Annotated in this window: 13 protein-coding genes and 1 tRNA gene; 7 read left to right on the top strand and 7 right to left on the bottom strand. The window is 61.4% G+C overall.

Going from position 1 to position 16925, the window contains the following annotated elements:
* Positions 1-15 precede the first annotated feature (15 nt).
* Entirely contained in the window at positions 16-408 is a 393-nt protein-coding gene (locus AC3RLQ_RS09395; protein WP_493036475.1) for a sigma-70 family RNA polymerase sigma factor, read from the top strand.
* A gap of 90 nt (positions 409-498) precedes the next feature.
* On the opposite strand, the gene AC3RLQ_RS09390 is transcribed toward AC3RLQ_RS09395, so the two are convergent.
* Entirely contained in the window at positions 499-1980 is a 1482-nt protein-coding gene (locus AC3RLQ_RS09390; protein ID WP_493036473.1) for an amidase, read from the bottom strand.
* 154 nt (positions 1981-2134) lie between these two features.
* On the opposite strand from AC3RLQ_RS09390, the gene AC3RLQ_RS09385 reads away from it, so the two are divergent.
* The 6 genes from AC3RLQ_RS09385 (at position 2135) to AC3RLQ_RS09360 (ending at position 6861) form a co-directional block, all read left to right on the top strand.
* Positions 2135-4354: a M48 family metalloprotease gene (locus AC3RLQ_RS09385; protein WP_493036471.1), complete on the top strand. Its 2220-nt coding sequence runs from the start codon at positions 2135-2137 to the stop codon at positions 4352-4354.
* Positions 4355-4497: 143 nt separating this feature from the next.
* Positions 4498-5025 (top strand): hypothetical protein, encoded by a 528-nt coding sequence (locus AC3RLQ_RS09380; RefSeq protein WP_493036469.1) that lies wholly within the window; start codon positions 4498-4500, stop codon positions 5023-5025.
* An 11-nt stretch (positions 5026-5036) separates the two neighbouring features.
* Positions 5037-5552 carry a PleD family two-component system response regulator gene (locus AC3RLQ_RS09375; protein WP_493036467.1) on the top strand — a complete coding sequence of 172 codons (516 nt, stop codon included), beginning with the start codon at positions 5037-5039 and terminating at the stop codon, positions 5550-5552.
* Positions 5542-6234, top strand: a complete 693-nt coding sequence (locus tag AC3RLQ_RS09370) for a phosphoribosylanthranilate isomerase (protein ID WP_493036465.1) — start codon at positions 5542-5544, stop codon at positions 6232-6234. The genes AC3RLQ_RS09375 and AC3RLQ_RS09370 overlap by 11 nt, the downstream gene beginning before the upstream one ends.
* A gap of 97 nt (positions 6235-6331) precedes the next feature.
* The gene (locus AC3RLQ_RS09365; protein ID WP_493036463.1) at positions 6332-6706 is read left to right on the top strand and encodes a DUF423 domain-containing protein; all 375 of its coding nucleotides are present in this window, start codon (positions 6332-6334) and stop codon (positions 6704-6706) included.
* An 82-nt stretch (positions 6707-6788) separates the two neighbouring features.
* Positions 6789-6861, top strand: a tRNA-Phe gene (locus AC3RLQ_RS09360).
* A gap of 311 nt (positions 6862-7172) precedes the next feature.
* Here AC3RLQ_RS09360 and AC3RLQ_RS09355 read toward each other — a convergent pair.
* Genes AC3RLQ_RS09355 through AC3RLQ_RS09330 form a run of 6 tightly spaced genes read right to left on the bottom strand, consistent with a single transcriptional unit; the run spans position 7173 to position 16907 of the window.
* Complete coding sequence (locus AC3RLQ_RS09355) at positions 7173-8306, bottom strand: mandelate racemase/muconate lactonizing enzyme family protein (RefSeq protein ID WP_493036461.1); 1134 nt, start codon at positions 8304-8306, stop codon at positions 7173-7175.
* Complete coding sequence (locus AC3RLQ_RS09350; RefSeq protein ID WP_493036459.1) at positions 8303-9802, bottom strand: M81 family metallopeptidase; 1500 nt, start codon at positions 9800-9802, stop codon at positions 8303-8305. The genes AC3RLQ_RS09355 and AC3RLQ_RS09350 overlap by 4 nt, the downstream gene beginning before the upstream one ends.
* A gap of 12 nt (positions 9803-9814) precedes the next feature.
* A complete protein-coding gene (locus AC3RLQ_RS09345) occupies positions 9815-12454 on the bottom strand; it encodes a prolyl oligopeptidase family serine peptidase (protein WP_493036457.1) in 2640 nt (879 codons plus the stop codon).
* A complete protein-coding gene (locus AC3RLQ_RS09340) occupies positions 12451-14274 on the bottom strand; it encodes a CocE/NonD family hydrolase (RefSeq protein ID WP_493036455.1) in 1824 nt (607 codons plus the stop codon). Before AC3RLQ_RS09340 ends, AC3RLQ_RS09345 begins: the two co-directional genes overlap by 4 nt.
* 5 nt (positions 14275-14279) lie before the next feature.
* Positions 14280-15200, bottom strand: a complete 921-nt coding sequence (locus AC3RLQ_RS09335) for an aminotransferase class IV (protein ID WP_493036453.1) — start codon at positions 15198-15200, stop codon at positions 14280-14282.
* Between the two features lie 21 nt (positions 15201-15221).
* Positions 15222-16907, bottom strand: coding sequence for a family 10 glycosylhydrolase (locus AC3RLQ_RS09330; protein WP_493036451.1), 1686 nt, complete (start codon positions 16905-16907; stop codon positions 15222-15224).
* Between the last annotated feature and the right edge of the window lie 18 nt (positions 16908-16925).

The following is a 16925-nucleotide window of genomic DNA, read 5'->3' as shown; positions in this document are numbered from 1 at the left end:
ATCGAAAAGTGACACATGGAACGAGATGAAGGACTCAAACGTTATCTGAGTGAAATCGACAATGCGAAGCCGCTGACTCCTATGCAGAAGGGCGAGTCAGGGGTGCGCGAGGTTCGAGCTGGCTTGATTCGTGCGAATCTGCGGCTTGTGGTGAAGATCGCGCAGGAGCAACGGGCCAGCTCTGAGGTGTCGATTCTAGACCTTATTTCCGCAGGCAATATCGGTCTGATGAAGGCGGTGGAGCGATTTGACCCGAGCAAGGAAGGTGATCTTGCCAGCTTCGCGAGCTGGTGGATCAGGCAGTCCATCAAACGTGTGCTGAGTAAGTCGGTGAAGAAGTTTCCTGCGTTTTTTGCTCAAACGCCGCCTGACAAGGGGAGTGACGAGGATCTTGCTTTGCCTGCGTGATTTGATTGAATGCGTCGATGTGTACGATGGAGCCTTGGCTCGCCTTGGGGGCAAGCGCGTTTTCCAGAGGCAAGCTGAAGCTCGAGACTACTATGGCCGAAATTCCGGTGCACGTCTGGCCTGTGTGATCTGCTCAAACGCATGCCCCAACGCGAGGATGCGGGCATCGGCGTTTGCGGTGCCCATGAGGGAGAAGCCGATGGGGAGGGCGTCGACGAAACCCAGCGGTACGGTGAGATGGGGATAACCAGCGACGGCGGCGGGGGTGCTGGCGACGCGGTCGTTGGTGTCGCCATGGGCGAGATCAATGCGGCCGATGGGGTCGTTGGTGGGGCAGATCAGGGCGTCGAGTTGGTGAGACTGCAGAGCGGCATCGATGCCTTCGGGGCCGGCGAGGCGGCGGGCGTTTGCTCTCAACTCGGCCCCTTCGGCGATGATCTCCGGGGTGCTGAGTTTTTCCGCCTGGTCGAAGAACTCCTGGGCGAAGTGGGGCATTTCTGCTTCGCGGTGTTTTTCGTTGAAGGCAATGAGTTCGGCAAGGGAGCGCACGTCACCACCGCGCTGTTCGAGGTAGGCGTTTAAATCTGTGCGCAACTCGATGAGCATGGCCTGCCAGGAGAGTCCACCTGCGGCTCCCGAGTTGGGCAGGCGCACCGGATCGATGATGATGGCCCCGGCTTCGCGCAATTTTTGGAGTGCGATTTCAAACAGGGCGAGCACCTGCGTGTTTTTGCCGCACTGGCTACGCACTACACCGAGGCGTGCGCCTTTGAGGGCGTCTGGTTTTAAATCGACGGTGAAGCCTGCAGCGAGCACCTGCATGAGAAGGGCGGCATCTTTGACCGTGAGGGTCATGGGGCCGGCGGTGTCCTGCCAGTGGGTGATGGGGATGATGCCGCTGCCGCTGATGAAGCCGACGGTGGGCTTGAAGCCGACGATGCCGCAGGCGCTGGCGGGGCTGACGATGGAACCGTTGGTCTCCGTGCCAATGGCTGCAGGGGCGAGTCCTGCCGCGACTGCGGCGGCAGACCCGGAGCTGGAACCGCTGGCGCTGTGGGTGAGGAGGTGTGGATTGAGGGTGAGCCCTCCACGTGCGCTCCAGCCGCTGGTGGAATTGGGGGAGCGGATGTTGGCCCATTCGCTGAGATTGGTTTTGCCGAGAATGATCGCGCCTGCTTCACGCAAGCGGGTGACGAGGGCGGCATCGTGCTGCGGTTTGTGATCCCGCAAGGCCAGCGAGCCGGCGGTGGTCTGCATGGCATCCGCTGTCTCGATGTTGTCCTTGAGCAGAATGGGAAGGCCGTGCAGCGGGCCGGGCGGGCAGGAGGTGGCGAGGGATTTTGCGGCTGGGTTTAACTCGATGATGGCATTGATGTGCGGGCCGCCTTTGTCGATCTGCGCGATGCGTTCGAGGCAATGCTCCACCAGCAACAGGGGCGTGGTGTGTTCCGATTTGAGCATGGCGGAGAGTTCGTGCAGCGTCGCGTAAGGCAGGGGACTGCGGTGCTGTTTAGCGCATGATGCCGGACACAAGGCCAAAGCGGCAGATTGGAGCAGTCGGCGGCGGTTCATGTGGGAGAAGCATGTTGCAGGCAAAGGCTGGCTTCAAGTGCGTCTCAAACGTGCAATGAGAATGAATGTTGCGAGCGTGAAGTGCGGTCGTTGACGGGTGGAATGCAGCGTGCGTAGTTTTCCACTTTTCATGCAGCCGAAAACACGAGCAGACATGACCACGCTTGTGACCGGCAGTTTTTCCGGTGGCTTTGCGCGCAGGCGTGTGTCGCTAGGTTATCGTTTAGGAATGCTGCTGGTGCTGCTGGGTTTGATTATCCTTCCGCTGCTGTATCTCATGCTGATCGCTGGCATGGGCTGGTTGCTTAAATGGCATGTGCAGCATGACTTGGAGTGGATCAGGACTGTCGCGGAGTGGAGTCATCACCATGGGAGGGCGACGGTGCTGGCGGGTTTGCTATATCTGGCTGTGACTGTGGCAGGAGTGATCTGCCTGGTGTTCATGACGAAGCCGTTGTTTGCGCCGCTGCCGGAGCAGCCGCCGACCGTGACCCTGGACCCGATTTCAGAGCCGGCGTTGTTTGCGCTGATTTACCGCATTTGCGATCTGGTGGGAGCGCCGCGCCCCGTGATGGTGGAGGTGGACTCCCGGGTGAACGCGTCAGCCTCATTCCGGCGCGGCATGGCCAGCTTTTTCGGCCACGACATGGTGCTGAGCATCGGCATGCCGTTGGTGGCGGGCATGACGGCACGCCAGCTGGCCGGGGTGCTGGCGCATGAGTTTGGTCACTTTTCGCAGGGCGGGGGCATGCGGCTGAACTATCTCGTGCGCAGCATCAATTTTTGGTTTGCCCGCGTGGTGCTGGATCGTGACCAGTGGGATGAGCGGCTGCAAGCGCTGACTGCCAGGGAGGGCTTTTTCGGCTTCGTAGGGCTGTTTGCCAGCTGGATGGTTTGTCTGGGGAGGAAAGTTCTCCGGATTCTCATGCAGGCCGGGGGCGCCATCAGCGGCTTTTTTTCAAGGCAGATGGAATACGACGCGGATGCCTACGGGGCACAGGTGGCGGGCAGCAGCGAAATGGCTGGTGCGCTGGTGCAACTGGAGCTGCTGGGCCAGGCGGAAAAAGCCACGGTGGAGAACCTGTTCTCGAAGCTGGGGCAGGGTGAACTGCCGGAAAATTTGCCGGGGCGCATCGCCAGCTGCCAGTGGGCCATGTCGGAGTCTTTGCGGGAGAAGGTGAAACGCAAGGCTATGGCGGAGGCATCCTCCTGGTGGAGCACGCATCCGGCGCTGAATGAACGGGTTGAAAAGCTCAAGGACACGGCGGCCAAGGGAGTGTGCCATCTGGACATGCCTGCGGAGCAGTTGTTTAGTGATTTTACAGGCCTGTGCAAAAAGGTGTCGCTCTACTGGTATGAGGTGGAGCTTGGCATGGATCTCAATAAGTTTGATCTGGTGGATACCGATGACGTGGGACGGGTGCAGATGGACAAGCGGCAGCGTCACGCGCAGGAGGCCGAGCTGCAAAAAAGCGTGGATTTGGAGGTCGCTGAATTGATGCGCAAAGCGCAAGTCCGCGAGGCTGCCGTGAATGAGATGTTTGGCCACCCGCCGCCTGCACATCGCCTGCTGCCGGTGCCAATGGGCACGCCGGAGGAATGGGCCCCGGCAGCATCGATGGTGCAGGCATGGAAGGGTGAGTACGGGGCTGCGTGTGAGCGCGAGAAAATGCAACGCGACAAGCTTTGCAAAAGAACGCTGGCCTGTCACATGCTGCACCTGGGGCATGACCTGACGAGCCTCGCAGTTCTGGGGACGGACACACGCAGCGCCGCTGCGGTGATGGCGGCGCAGGCGGAATCCTTGCAGGAGCACGAGATCACATCACAACAGCTCGCCGTCTTTGAACTGGCTGGCTGGACACGCATCACCGCTGCATTGGCCTGGCATTTTCAGCAGGAGTACACCCGGCCGGCGTGGCGCGAGGAGGTGAGACTGCTGGTGGAGGCGCAGCGTGCGCTGGCCACTGCCATGCGGCATTTGATGGCGGTTTGTGTGGAGGCGATGCTGATGGAAAACGCCAGTGCCCTGCCGATGCAGGTGCGCCATGAATATGAGGCGCGGGTACAGGCAGAATGGATGAATGGCCTGCGGGTCCTCGGGACGGCTGCCGATCCCTATGCTCCGCAATCCAGGCCCCTCGCGGAGGCGCTGGGGCAGCAATCGCCGGGCAGGGCTGATGGACGGTTCTCGATCGAGTCCTACACGCAGTTGAAAAACAACCTGTGCCAGTATGCCCACCGTGTGACGCAGGACCTTTGCCTTCTGGCCCGGGAGGTGGAACACACCGAAGAGGATGGACCGTGGAACCCCGCCTTGCGGACCCCCACTTTGTCCGCCTGGCAGTCCTCCGCCATGCCTGCGGCGGCCTGATTTGCAGGGGGCTGGGGCCTTGGATCCTTGTTCGGAAGGGCGGTTTGGAGCAAAATCGGAATGCACTGAGGCCCTCGAAATCGCGTCCGTTCTGATTTTTATCATTGTCACTTCAGAGCCGACATGATAAAAACCGCGCCTTCGTGAAATTTTCTGTCTTTCGTTTGGTCGCTGTTTTCCTTGTTTCTTCCGCTGCTTTGAGCGCGGAGGAACCCATGCTGCCGCAGGCTTTGGGCACCGGTGCGTCGTTTCATGCAGATGGGCCGCGTGGCTTCTTGAAGCCTTCCAAGTCAATCAAGCCCCCGGTTGGCGCCGTAGCGGCGGTTCCTGCGCCTGCCATAGTGCAGTCGCCGACAGCTGAGACCCGCCTGCGCAGGCTGGTGGTGGTTTCGGGAGCGATGACGCCGGAAGCCATCCGTGACACCATTCTCGCCTGCGGGCAGACACGCACGCCGGTGACCACGGCTGGCGGTGTGAATGCGCCTGCTCCCATGCTTTCTGATCTGGCCGGGTTGTTTGGCTCGACGGTGACCGAGGACACGCAGAAGAAAGTTTTGGAAACTGTGCGCAAAGGCATGGGATCGTCGGTCAAGCCGCTCCAGAGGGTGGAAGTTGTCGGCTGGCTGCCCAGTGAAGGCGTCATGGCCGTGGCGGTGTATCCGGAAAGCTGAAGGTGCTTTCCATGAATAGTGCCCCGGTCGAGAAGCCTGCTGCGGTAACGGCATCTGACACCGTTTTTGCATCTGCGCCGATCGCGCCAGCCATTCCACGTGTCCTGCTGGCAGAGGCAAGCCTGCCCTACCGGCGTGTGATTCGCGAGGCGCTGATGGCCTTCCGAATCTGCGAGGTGGATGATGCACCCAGCGGAGAGCGTGCCTTTGAGCTGGCGCTGCAGCGTGAGTACTCGCTGTTTTTGTTCTCTCTGCCGCTGCCAGACATGACGGGCGACATGCTCGACCGCCTGCTGAGCAAGGCCTACCCGATGGTGCATCCCGGTGCGCATGCCGCGCCGCCGGTGATTTTTCTGATTCAGCCTGGGGATGCGCTGCGGTTTCAGGAACTGCAGCGTGATGTGCGAGTGCGTGGCAGCATGCCGCTGCCGCCGAAGCTCGATGTTCTTCTTGCCGTGACGGCATCCTTGCTGCCAGAGCGCCAAGGATTTACCTTTCCATCTTTCCCTCCCCCTCATGTTTCCTGATCCTCAGCGTCGCAGTGTCAAAATTTGTGGCATCACCCAGCCCCAGCAGGCTGCGGTGATCTTTGCGCTGGGTGCTGATGCCGTGGGCATCAATTTCTGGTCCAAGTCGAAACGCCACATGCCCCTGGAGGTGGCGGTGAACTCACTGCAGAATGTGGCGGCAAAGAATGCCTTGGTGGCCGTGCTGGTGAATCCGGATGCAGCGCTGCTGGATGCGGCGATCTCCAGCCAGTTGTTTCAAGCGCTGCAACTCCATGGTGATGAAGCGCCGGCGGATGTGGAGCGGCTGATGAAGCGCGGTGTGAACGTCATCAAGGCGCTGCAGGTGCGAGATGCGGCGTCTCTGGCGCAGATCGGTGAGTTTCCGTGCGATTCGATCTTGCTCGATGCCTACAATCCCGGTACCTACGGCGGTGGCGGGCATGCATTTCCCTGGGAGCTCGCGGTGCGTGCCAAGGAAATGTTTCCCACCAAGCACTTCCTGCTCTCCGGGGGGCTGACCCCGGAAAACGTACGTCAGGCGGTGGAGCAGACGCAGCCCCTGGCTGTGGATGTGGCCAGTGGTGTGGAGTCGCTGCCGGGCAGCAAGGATCTGCTGCAAGTCGCGCGGTTTATATCCGAAGCGCGGGATGGATGGGCGGCCGGGAGTATCCAACAGGTGAAGGTAGCGGAAGAAGGATAAGGCTGCTGAAGGATGGGGCAGGGGAGGTGATGCGGGAGAAACAGAGCGCTTGTGCAGCTCTCGCCATTCGTCATGCTACAAGCGTCATCCTCATCTTATGCAGCCCGATCCTTTCCGACTTCGCCTTTCTGCCCTCATGGGCTTCCTTGCCATCGCTCTTGGGGCTTCGGGCGCCCACGGGCCGGTGCATGACAAACTCGTGGCTGCTGGTGAACTCGCCCAATGGGAGACGGCGGTGCAGTATCAGCTGCCGCATGCCGTTGTGCTGCTGCTGCTCACGCTGCTAGCCAGCAGCAAGCCGATCATGGTCTGGGCCTGGCGTCTTTTTTTCGTGGGCATCCTGCTGTTCAGCGGCTCGCTTTACGTGCTTGCCTACACCGGTACGAAATGGCTGGGAGCCGTCACTCCACTGGGCGGATTGAGCTTCATGGCCGCCTGGGTTTTGATCGCGATGTCGGCGAAAGGAAAATAAGTGACGAGTAATCTGCGCGACACGTGAAAAACACGTTGCGTCATGATTGGAGCTTGCTCCTATACCGGCCCTTCAAGTCAGAGGCTCGGTAGCTCAGTCGGTAGAGCAGGGGATTGAAAATCCCCGTGTCGGCGGTTCGATTCCGTCCCGAGCCACCTCTTGATTTGAAGAGGTGGTGGCGCTGAATGCGCCTCATTGTTTCAGGTTTCGCACGCGTGAATAAATGCGCGTATTGCCATATCGATCCAAGGGAGGTCAGACCAGTTGCTTCTCTCCGCCCGTGCCTTTTTTACGGCATCATCCAATGTGCCAGGACACCCCGGAGGGATAAGAGGGTCAGATGACCGCAGGTTGGCCCTCGTGGCCCTGGCCACAGATCATCACTGCCGAGATCTACTGCCACGCGTCACCCTCTGCCATTTTGCTATTGCAGATGGATGATCCGCGGCAGTATCGAACGGCGACCTCAATCCAGAAGCTTCTCGCCGCCGGTGTATTTTTTCACGACGTCGGGATCGAGTTCGAGGCCGAGGCCGGGGGTGGTGGGGATGGCGAGCATGCCGTCGGCATCGAGGGTCCAGCCACCGAGGGTGATTTCGTCGATGAAGGGGGAGCCGGTGAGGTATTCGACGAGATCGGTGCCGGGGAAGGCGGAGGCGAGATGGAGGTCTGCGGCGAGGCCGACGGCGGTGTTCCAGCCGTGGGGGATGAACTGCACGCCGTGCTCCTGCGCCATCCAGGCGATGCGGCGCTCTTCGCTGATGCCGCCGACTTTGGTGACGTCGGGCTGGATGATGTCGAAGGCACGGGCTTCGAGGAAGGGCTGAAAGGCCTGGCGGCGGGTGAGAACTTCGCCGCCGCTGATCTGCACGGGTGAGTGCTCGCGGAGCTTGGCGAAGTCTTCAAGGGAGTCGGGCGTGAGGGCTTCTTCAAACCAGTGCACGTCGTAATCGGCGAGCATCTTGGCGGTGTTGAGGGCCCACTTGTAGCCGTTGGTCCAATGGGCGTCGCTGCCACCGGCATCGACCATGAGCTTGTTGTCCGGCCCCACGGCTTCGCGTGCAGCGTGGACGATGGCTTCGTCCGTGGCGGCATTGCGCCGACCAAAGGGACCCCAGCCGATTTTGAAGGCGCGAAAGCCCTGGGCTTTCACTTGGAGAAGATGGTCAAGCAGCTTTGCGGGCTCATCCATGAGCAGTGAAGCATAGGGCTGCACGCGCTCGCGATAGCGACCGCCGAGGAGGCGGCCGACGGGCTGCCCGGTGGCTTTGCCGAGGAGATCCCACAGGGCGATGTCGATGCCGCTGATGGTGTGGGTGATGGAGCCACCGCGACCGAGCCAGAACATGTTTTGATGCAGCTTCTCGCTGACGCGCTCGGGTTCGAGAGCGTTCTCACCACGATAGAGGGGCTCAAGTACGGCAAGCGCGGCGCGGACGAGGGCATCATTGGTGAAGACGCTGCCGAGGCCGATGGCACCTTCATCGGTGTGGACGGCGATGAGGGTGTGGACGCAGTCTTCGGGGCGGAGTTCGTTGCTCCAGCCGCCTTCGGGGGTGGCTCCGCGCAAACCTGCGCAGCGGATTTCTCGGATTTTCATGGGTGACGTTGGAAGAGCTGGGCCTGGGGTTGAAAGGGGACTTCAGTATCGAGCGGGAAGATGGGACGGGCGCAGCGGGTGTGGCCGAGGCTGCGGAGATTGGCGCTGGTAGAGCCGGGCGCATCGACATCGATGTAGCGTGCGGCCCAGTCTTTGAACATGTGGCGCTCGCACTGCGGCGACTTCACGACGACAGCGCCGAAGTGCTGGGGATCGCAACCGTGCGCGAGGAACAGGGCTCGATCATAGAGACTGACCGCGCGGCTGGTGACGATGAGCGTGATGTCGCCGGTCTGAATCACGGCGGTGGGTCCGGCCTGCCAGAGTTCGCGGGTGGTCTCGCTGTGAAACCAGCCGTCTGAGAGCATGCGCACGCGGCCTTCGATTTGAAGTGGTGTGAAGCGGGCGGGATCCAGCGCGCCGCCGACGGTGGTTTTGACTGCATGGCCGACGCCGGCGCGGAAAGCAGCGTCCACCGCAGGGGGATCGACGATGGGGATCAAGGCAGTGCCTGCGTAGCCTGCATCGAGCAATGCGCGAAGGATTGCATTACTGTCGCCGGAGGCACCGGAGCTGGTGGCATCTGCCGCGTCCACGAGCACGACGGTGCCGGAGGAGTTCTCGATGGTCTGACGCGCGGCATCGGCGAGGCTGGTGAGGGGGACCTGCATCTTTTCGTGATGCTCCCAGAACAAGCCGGCGATGCGCAGGGCTTCGCGTTCGGCGAGGGCGGGATCGTTGTCTGTCACGACGAAGCTGTTCGAGGCGAGGGCGGGAACATCGGTGAAGGGATTGCCCCACATCATCGCGGCGGAGAGTCCGCCCGGGCTTTGCTCGACCTGCATCGCGGCATTCACCGCATGATGAATGGATCCGGAGGCGGTGATGAGTTCATCCCCACGCACGAGGGCTGGCACGCGCACCTTGGCCGTGACGGGTTTTACCTCGCCAGCGACGATGCGCAGGAGCAGGCGCGCGGAACGCTCGCCGGTGCTGAAGAAATCGACGTGGGGGTAGGTGTGAAAGGCGACGGCGGCATCGCTCTGCTCCAGCATGAGGTCGGTGAGGATGCCGTGGAGATCGAGGGAGACGACGATGGGCACCTGCTCGCCGACGATCTTGCGCGTCTGCTGCAGCAGCCAGCCTTCCGGATCATCCAGGCTCTGCGTGGCCATCGCGCCATGGAGGGAAAAGTAAATGCCGTCCACGGGTGGTGCCGCCTTGATGCTGGAGAGCAGCTCATCCGCGATGCGCTCGAACGCTGCATCCGCCAGCGTGCCTCCGGAGGTGATGAAGTGGGCGCTGCAGGTGGGAACGAGCTCCACGCCGGGCGTTGCATCTAACACACTCAAGGCTCCGCCGACTTCACTGCGCACCTGACGGTGGTAGTCGAGAATCGACTGACCGTGACGGAGCGTGAAGTCGTCGTATCCGCTCAAGAAGGGATTGAAGGTGGAGACTTCCTGTTTGCATTCAGCGATGAGAATTCGGGGCATGAGAAAGCTATTCTACGGTGCAACAACGCCAGCCTTCCGCCATTCCTCATCAAAGTATCCGGCGCGGATGATTTTTTCCTCTGCGCCCACCTGGATCACCGCCCAGTCGCCGAGACGTGGGAAGAGGAGGTAGTTGAAGGCAGAGAACTCCTTCTCGTGAAAAGTGTGGCCGCTGTTGATGACGAGGTAGCGTTTTTTGGCGAGCGGACTGGCGGTGATGAAGGCGGGGGAATGATCTTGGGCGGACTGTGTTTCCGCGCCAAGCCGAAGCTCCTCGCGCGTCCATGTCAGCGGGAGCTGAGGCAGTGCTTTGGCGATCCAGGGATTGCTGCCGGGATCGCCAAACAGGATGAGGTTTTTATCGCGCAGGTCGTCCTCGGTGACTTCGGTGTCATCCTTCACGGGCAAGGGGCCGCGCATGTAGCGGGCCCATTCGTATTCGAAGCGCTGCAATTCGGCCGCGGCCCAGGTGTTGACTGCGGGGTTCCAGGGTTTGCCGGTGCCGCGCACGCAGAGGAAGGGCGTGGCGAAGGCGTCGTCGATGGGGCCTTGCAGGCCGGGTTGCTTGCCGGTGAGCTCGATCTCTTTGCGCGAGCCATCGCAGCGCCAGGTGTCGCCAGTCTTGGTGAAGACGAGGGCGTCGGAGGTTTGGTGCGGCGGCAGTGGGATGTCGGCACCGGCGATGCGCATCGTCTTCAATGGGCGGTGGATGGCGAAGCGGGTGATGTTGCGGACTTCGCTGACGTCGATGCCATCAGCAGTCACGCTGGCGCGGAACTCGGCGCGTTCGTAGTGCCTGCCGAGGCTGAGGAGTTCGAGCCAGTGGCAGCGGTTGTATTTGAGTGTCCAGGTGACGAAGCGAAGCTGCTGCGGATCGTGATCGAGACCCTTTGCTGCGTATTCACCGATGCGGCGCATCTGCTCGGCGTGTGTTTTGGGATCGATGACATGCCCCGTGCCGTGTGAGATGAGATTGGTGAACGGAATGCCTTCTTTGGCGAAGGCTTCGCCCATGATGACGTGCGCCTGGAAGAAGGTGTCCTTGTCGCCGATGCAGGCGATCTCCGGCACCATGGTGGCGTTTGCGGCGTAGTCCACGGAGTCGAGCATGTGCAGGCCGATCTCCTGATGCGGTGGCAGCGGGCCGACCTTGATAAAGCCGGGGATGGGCGTCTCCGAGAAGCGATGCGTGTCCACATATCCGCAGTAGGGGCCGATGGCGACGAAGCGGTCCGGGTGCTTCAAACCGAGGTGCCAGGTGCCGGAAGCGCCCATCGACATGCCGCGCAGCACGATGCGATCGCGGTCGATCTTGTAGTTCCGGCAGACGGCCTCGATGGCTTCAAACACATCCGTCTCGCCCGCCAAGCGGTAGCAGTTCTCCACGCGACCGAGCGGGTGGAGCTCGATGTAGTCCACGTCGGGTGCGTTGCCTTTCTCTTCGTCGCCTTCATCGAAACGGCTGATGAACTTCAGCTCGCTCATGCCGACGGGTTTGGAACTGCCGTGCAGCACGACATCCAATCGCATGGGTTTGGTGCCGTCGTAGCTCTTGGGGATGATCACGCCGTAGGGCTGGATCGAGCCATCGATGGCGGAGAAGAAGCCTCGAATGACTTTGCCGTGCTTGGTGGTCCACGGAGCCGTCGCGGAGACCGCACGTTCTGTGTTCCGCTCGACGGCTCGTTCGATGAGCCGGATGTCGGCCGGTGAAAAGGCGGTGTCAAAGGACAGCGCGTGCTCCACGCCTGCGGAAAAAAGGCCCATATCTGCGGTCAAACGCTCCCGTTCGGCATTGGAACGTTGGATTATCGGAGACGTGGCTAGTTTCGCCATCCACACACCTTCCTGCTCAAATGTCAGTGAGCCTGCCTCACGGAGCACGAACTCCATTGCAGCGACGGTGTCTTCATAGATCGTCGAGTGTCCGCCCATTTCACGGTGGATGATCAGGACCTTGCGTTTGGCCTGCTTTAACTTCTCCGCAAGTCGCAGCACGCTCTGCGGTGGCACCACGTCATCCTTACCACCTGTGGTGAAGGCCACTGGCATGGTGAATTTCTCCGGCCAGAGCTCGGCGCTGCGCTTCTGGTATTCGTCGGGCTTCTCTGTTTTAGAACCGCCATAAGAAGCTGTGCGGGCGTCCTGGAACTTGTCATACTCCGTCAGATTGGCGATGCCGTTCAGGCTGCACACACCTGCGACCAACTCAGGATGCAGCGCGGCAAAGGTCAGCACCGCAGTGCCGCCCATGGAACCACCCGCGATGAAGACACGGTTCACATGATGGCGAGTTTTTAATTCAGCAATGATCTGCACCACATCGGCCTCCGCGGCGGGGCCCATCCACGAGGTTTTGGCGCGGTAGTCGGGCGAGATGAAGATGAGTCCAAACGTTTCGGCAACATCGCGCAGTCCTTTGCACTCGCCGCGTGAGTCTTTGATGAACTGCCAGCGGTCGGAGCCGTGGCCGTGAAAGGCGATCAGCACATCATGCGCCATCATGGGCTCAAAGGATTCAGGCAGGAGCTCCACGTAACGCTGCTCGGTGCCATCGAGCGTGGATTTGAAGGCGATGTCCTGAGGCTCGGCAGCACGAGAGTGGCCGAGAAGGAGGGCGATGCAGAGAAGTGCTTTCATTTGCGTGCTCATGGGTGTTTGCGAGGAATCACCGGCAGCACGACGTGGGAGGCCTGGCCTATGCTGTGCATCACCTTTTGCGTGGCGACGACGCTGGTGGTTTCGAGGCCGATGTTGTCCGCGCCGGTGTTGAGGTTGCGGAGGTAGTAGGGGAAGTAGCTGCTGGAAATCTCGACGCGGATGCGGTGGCCTTTCAAGAAGGCGTTGGAAGTCGCCCGCCAGAACTCGATGGTGTATTCATGGACCTGACCGGGCGTGATGAGGCTGAGCTTCGCCGGATTGAACGAGCCGTTGTGGTCGGGGTCGCGATGGCGGGCGCGCATGACGCCTTCACACAGCAGGGCGGAAAAGCCGTCTGGCTGCACGTCGATGAGGCGGACCATCCAGTCGGTGTCGCGGGCGGAAGTGGCGGCGTAGAGCTTGGCGGTGATGGGGCCGGTGACTTCGACTTCCTCCTCCAGCGGCGGTGTGGTATAAACGAGCACATCGGGGCCGGTGGATGACTTGCGCGTGTCCGCGGCGCCGTCTTCCAGATGCCCGCCGGTGAAGGGTGAGCGCGTGGGTTTGGCGGGATCATAGACATAGGAGTCGGACGCGGTCTCTCCGGCTGCGGGTGGTGAGGTGCCCAGCACGCCGTCGCCGCTACTGGAGTTCGCGTGGCCGCCGCTGTGGAGGTAATACTTGGTCCAGCGTGTCTGAGGGAGAGGCCAGTCCTGCTCGGCGGACCATTGGTTGCGGCCCATGACAAAGACGTGCACCGGCGCGTCATTCATCACGTTGTTGTCGATGCCCTTGAGCCAGTGGTCGAACCAGCGGCAGACATAGCCGTCCCAGTCGATGATCGCCTGCTCGCCGTAGTCGAAGGCGCCGAGTTTGCGGCTGGAGTTGATGATGTGCTGCCAGGGACCGATGACCATGCGCGGGTGGCGTGACTCCGGGGTGGCGCCATGCTGCTTCATGGCGAGGTAGTTCATCGGCGCACCGGGGAAGTCGGCATCAAACCAGCCGGTGGCCGCGAGTGAGGGAATCGTGATTTTCGCATACTCTTCCGGTTTTTGATAAGCGATGGCCTGCCAGTAAGGATTCGAGGACGTGTTTCCGCGAATCCACTTCTCAAACCATGGCGCATCAAGCGCGCCGCGAAGTTCATTCAGCTTCAGGTAGGGCAGCTGCATGTAGTCCGTGAGGCGGCGCTCTTCGGAGGCAAAGCCGCCATACGGCCCCGGGCCCATGGTCTGGCCGACACGCCCCGCATTGGCACCGCCCCAGTCGAGCATCCAGGAAACAAGCACGCCGTTTTGATACGGGGCGTTGAACATGGCATCCGGCGGCGCGACCTCCGGCACGATGGCCTTTAGCGACGGCGGTGTCTGCGTGGCCGTCCACCACTGCGCCCAGCCCATGAAGGACAGGCCCATCATGCCGACTTTGCCATCGCACCACGGGCGCGAGGCCAGCCACTCGACCAGGTCGTAGCCATCGGTCTTGTGCTTCGGATCAAACGGGTCCCAGGTGCCCTCGGAATCAAACCGCCCCCGCGAATCTGCCACGGCGACGATGTAGCCACGTTTCGCAAACCATGCGGCGCGTTTCTGAAAGCCGGGATTGTTGCTGTAAGGCGTGATGATCAGGATCGCGGGGAAGCGACCTTCAGCCTTTGGCTGCGCGACATCCACTGACAGTTTCACGCCATCGCGCATGGCGGCCTTGTGGCCGCGGGTGGCTTTGACCTCGAACTTTTCGGCGGAGTATTGGCCGGGACTGGGAGCTTCGGCCTGAAGCGGGGCGAGTGCCGCCAGCAGAATGGCGGTGAAGATGAGGAGCGGCTTCATGAGGTTCAAAGGGCGGATCGCATGAGCTGTGTTTCGATGTCCATGCCGACGCGTTCGCTCCAGGCCGACTGCATGGTATTGAACCAGAGGCCGGGTTTGCCGGTGCCGATGGGGATGTTGTTGATCTTGGTGCAGGGGGCGAGGCAGTAGGGTGTGGTGGTGAGCCAGGCTTCGTCGGCGTTGATCACGTCGTAGGGCTGGAAGTCTTTTTCGATGAATTGCATGCCGATGCCTGCGGCGAGCTCCTTCACCGTTTGCAGGCTGACCCCCCAGAGGATGTTCCGCGTGGTGGGGGAGATGATGGTGCTGTCTTTGATGATGACGAAGTTGGAACCGGCGCACTCGGTGACGTTGCCATCGAGATCGAGCAGCAGGGTGATGGCGCGCGGATCGACGGCCTGGGACTGTTTGTCGGCGAGGAACCAGTGCAGGCGGCTGCGGTTCTTCATCTTGGGCTCCACGCATTGCGGCGGGATGTGGCGGATGGATGGCGTGACGACGTGCGCGCCCTCGACGAAGAGATGCCGCCACATGCTGAAGCGCAGAGGGAAGGAGTGAATGCAGATCGTTGGCGTCATCGGACCCGCAGCGCCCGCGGAGCCGGCGTAGAGCGCATTTTCTCCAGGCGTGACGAAGTGGACGATGCCGAGATCTTCGTCCGGTCGCAGCAGCTTGCAGTTGGTTTCGGCAAGCTCGTTCGTTTTTGCCAGCATCTCCTCCGGGGACAGGGGCAGGGCGATGCCGGAATACTTCAGCGAGCGGTAGAGCCGCGCCACATGATCCATGGCGCGATAGGGCTTATGCCGGAAGGTGCGGGTCATCTCGGTGAGCGTCGCGCCGAGGACGATGCCGAGATCGTAGATGTTCAGCTTGGCCTGCGAGGCGGGCAGGAAGCCGGTGTTCAGATAGACGACGGGTTCGTTCATAGGGTTTTAAAACAAGGGTTCTCAGCGGTGATCAGGTGCGCCCAACTCATACTTCACATGAGCCTCCACTTTCTCGATCTGCAGGGCGGATTTTCCGGAGGAGACGCGGGCTTCGACTTCGTTAACGCCCTGCTTCCATGCGCTGAGCGGCACGGTGCAATCGAGCCGTAGCAGTTGTTGTTTGGGATTCACGGGACGCGGTTTGTAGCCGGAGGTGGGCTGGGGTTTGGGTGAGAAGATCTGCGCGTCCTTCCATTCAGGATCACGTGTCGTCACCGGCAGCAGCGTGCCGTTGCAGCGGAGTTCGATCACGTCGGACTCGGTGGCCTGAAAGAGGATGCAGCGGAGGGTGAGGCTGGCCTTCACACCGTCAGTGGGTGGTGCATCGCTGATGTGCAGGGTGAACCTCGCGGTGCGTGGATCGTCGGAGAAGGAATAGGGGAGGGGAGCGGTGTCGTTGCGATTGAAGAAGCCATCGGCCCAGGGATAGCCACCGCGGCGTTCGACGGCGAAGAACTTGGCCTTGCCTGCCATGGTCTGCAGCGTGCCCGCTTCATGGTAGGCGGCCTGATGTGAGGGCGGGCCAACTTCAGAACCGGTGATGAGGCAGGCGGCGGCGGTGCCGATGGACCAGTTGAAAGTAACCACGCTGTCGGCACCGCGTTGAAGGTGATTGGCGAAGACGCCGCGCAAGTACTCGATGGAACCGTAACGATAGCCGTCGGTGGCGTGATGATCGTCCACGCAGGGCTGAAGCTGCACGGTCTTGCCGACCGCCGCACGAATGCCTTCTACATCGACATCCATCGTGCGTGAGCCGAGCGTGAGAACATCGACAAGATGCATCTCCGCCCAGGTCTGCACATCGAAGCCGTCGGCCTGACAACCGGCGAGCGTTTGCGGCACCTTCGCCGCCAGCAGGAGCGGACGTCCGCGCTGCTGTGCGACGTCCAGCAGCATCACCCGCACCATGCGCATGAATTCGGTGATCTGCCCACGCAGCTCCCACTGATGCCCGACGGGCAGGCAGGGAATATGGCGGGAGAAATCGATCTGAATGCCGTCGAGGTCGTAGCGCGTGACCAGTTCACGCAGGAGATTCACCTTGTGTTCACGCAGTCCGGCGGCGGCGAGATTCCACATGCCCTGCGGCCACCACGTGGCAGGCACCACCCACTCGGGGTGCGCGAGCTTGAGCGGATGAGGCTGCTTGGAGAGGCCGCCTTCGGGAAGGCATTCGACTTCGCTGATACGGTGGTTCCAGAAGACCTCCAGCTTGCGGCGGCGGGTTTCATTGATGAGCTGCTCGACCCAGTCCACGCCATTATGCAGCCACTGCTTTAACAGAGGATGGTCCACCGGGAGCTCGATCTTGCTGGGGTAGGAACATCCGAGCGGACTGCCGCCGATGTCCCACCAGATGGCGTCGATTTGACTGCCGGGTTCGTCTGCATAGGAGAAGACGGCATCGCGGAAGCGGGGGAAGGAGGTGTCGCCGTTGCGGTTGTGCTTCCAGTAGCTCCACATCGTGTCATTGGCATCGTATTGTACCACGATACGGCGGCGGCGCTGCTGCATCAGCTCGCGATGAGCGGCGGGTAATTCCACCGGCTGCGTGTTTGCGGTGGCAGAGTGGAGCAGACGGGGGCTGAGCAAGGCGGCAGCGCTGGTGTGGAGGAAGGTGCGGCGGTTTAGAGGTGAAGACATATCATGGGGGAAGTTGTG

This window comes from Prosthecobacter sp. GW821-HT29F12 (genome assembly GCF_058803405.1).
The sequence above is the reverse complement of the archived record's forward strand: the minus strand, read 5'-3'. Positions and strand labels throughout refer to the sequence as shown.

Excerpts from the sequence above, each read along its gene's own strand:
- AC3RLQ_RS09395 (WP_493036475.1), top strand. The coding sequence starts at position 16 with ATGGAACGAGATGAAGGACTCAAACGTTATCTGAGTGAAATCGACAAT.
- AC3RLQ_RS09390 (WP_493036473.1), bottom strand. The coding sequence starts at position 1,980 with ATGAACCGCCGCCGACTGCTCCAATCTGCCGCTTTGGCCTTGTGTCCG.
- AC3RLQ_RS09385 (WP_493036471.1), top strand. The coding sequence starts at position 2,135 with ATGACCACGCTTGTGACCGGCAGTTTTTCCGGTGGCTTTGCGCGCAGG.
- AC3RLQ_RS09375 (WP_493036467.1), top strand. The coding sequence starts at position 5,037 with ATGAATAGTGCCCCGGTCGAGAAGCCTGCTGCGGTAACGGCATCTGAC.
- AC3RLQ_RS09370 (WP_493036465.1), top strand. The coding sequence starts at position 5,542 with ATGTTTCCTGATCCTCAGCGTCGCAGTGTCAAAATTTGTGGCATCACC.
- AC3RLQ_RS09365 (WP_493036463.1), top strand. The coding sequence starts at position 6,332 with ATGCAGCCCGATCCTTTCCGACTTCGCCTTTCTGCCCTCATGGGCTTC.
- AC3RLQ_RS09355 (WP_493036461.1), bottom strand. The coding sequence starts at position 8,306 with ATGAAAATCCGAGAAATCCGCTGCGCAGGTTTGCGCGGAGCCACCCCC.
- AC3RLQ_RS09350 (WP_493036459.1), bottom strand. The coding sequence starts at position 9,802 with ATGCCCCGAATTCTCATCGCTGAATGCAAACAGGAAGTCTCCACCTTC.
- AC3RLQ_RS09345 (WP_493036457.1), bottom strand. The coding sequence starts at position 12,454 with ATGAGCACGCAAATGAAAGCACTTCTCTGCATCGCCCTCCTTCTCGGC.
- AC3RLQ_RS09340 (WP_493036455.1), bottom strand. The coding sequence starts at position 14,274 with ATGAAGCCGCTCCTCATCTTCACCGCCATTCTGCTGGCGGCACTCGCC.
- AC3RLQ_RS09335 (WP_493036453.1), bottom strand. The coding sequence starts at position 15,200 with ATGAACGAACCCGTCGTCTATCTGAACACCGGCTTCCTGCCCGCCTCG.
- AC3RLQ_RS09330 (WP_493036451.1), bottom strand. The coding sequence starts at position 16,907 with ATGTCTTCACCTCTAAACCGCCGCACCTTCCTCCACACCAGCGCTGCC.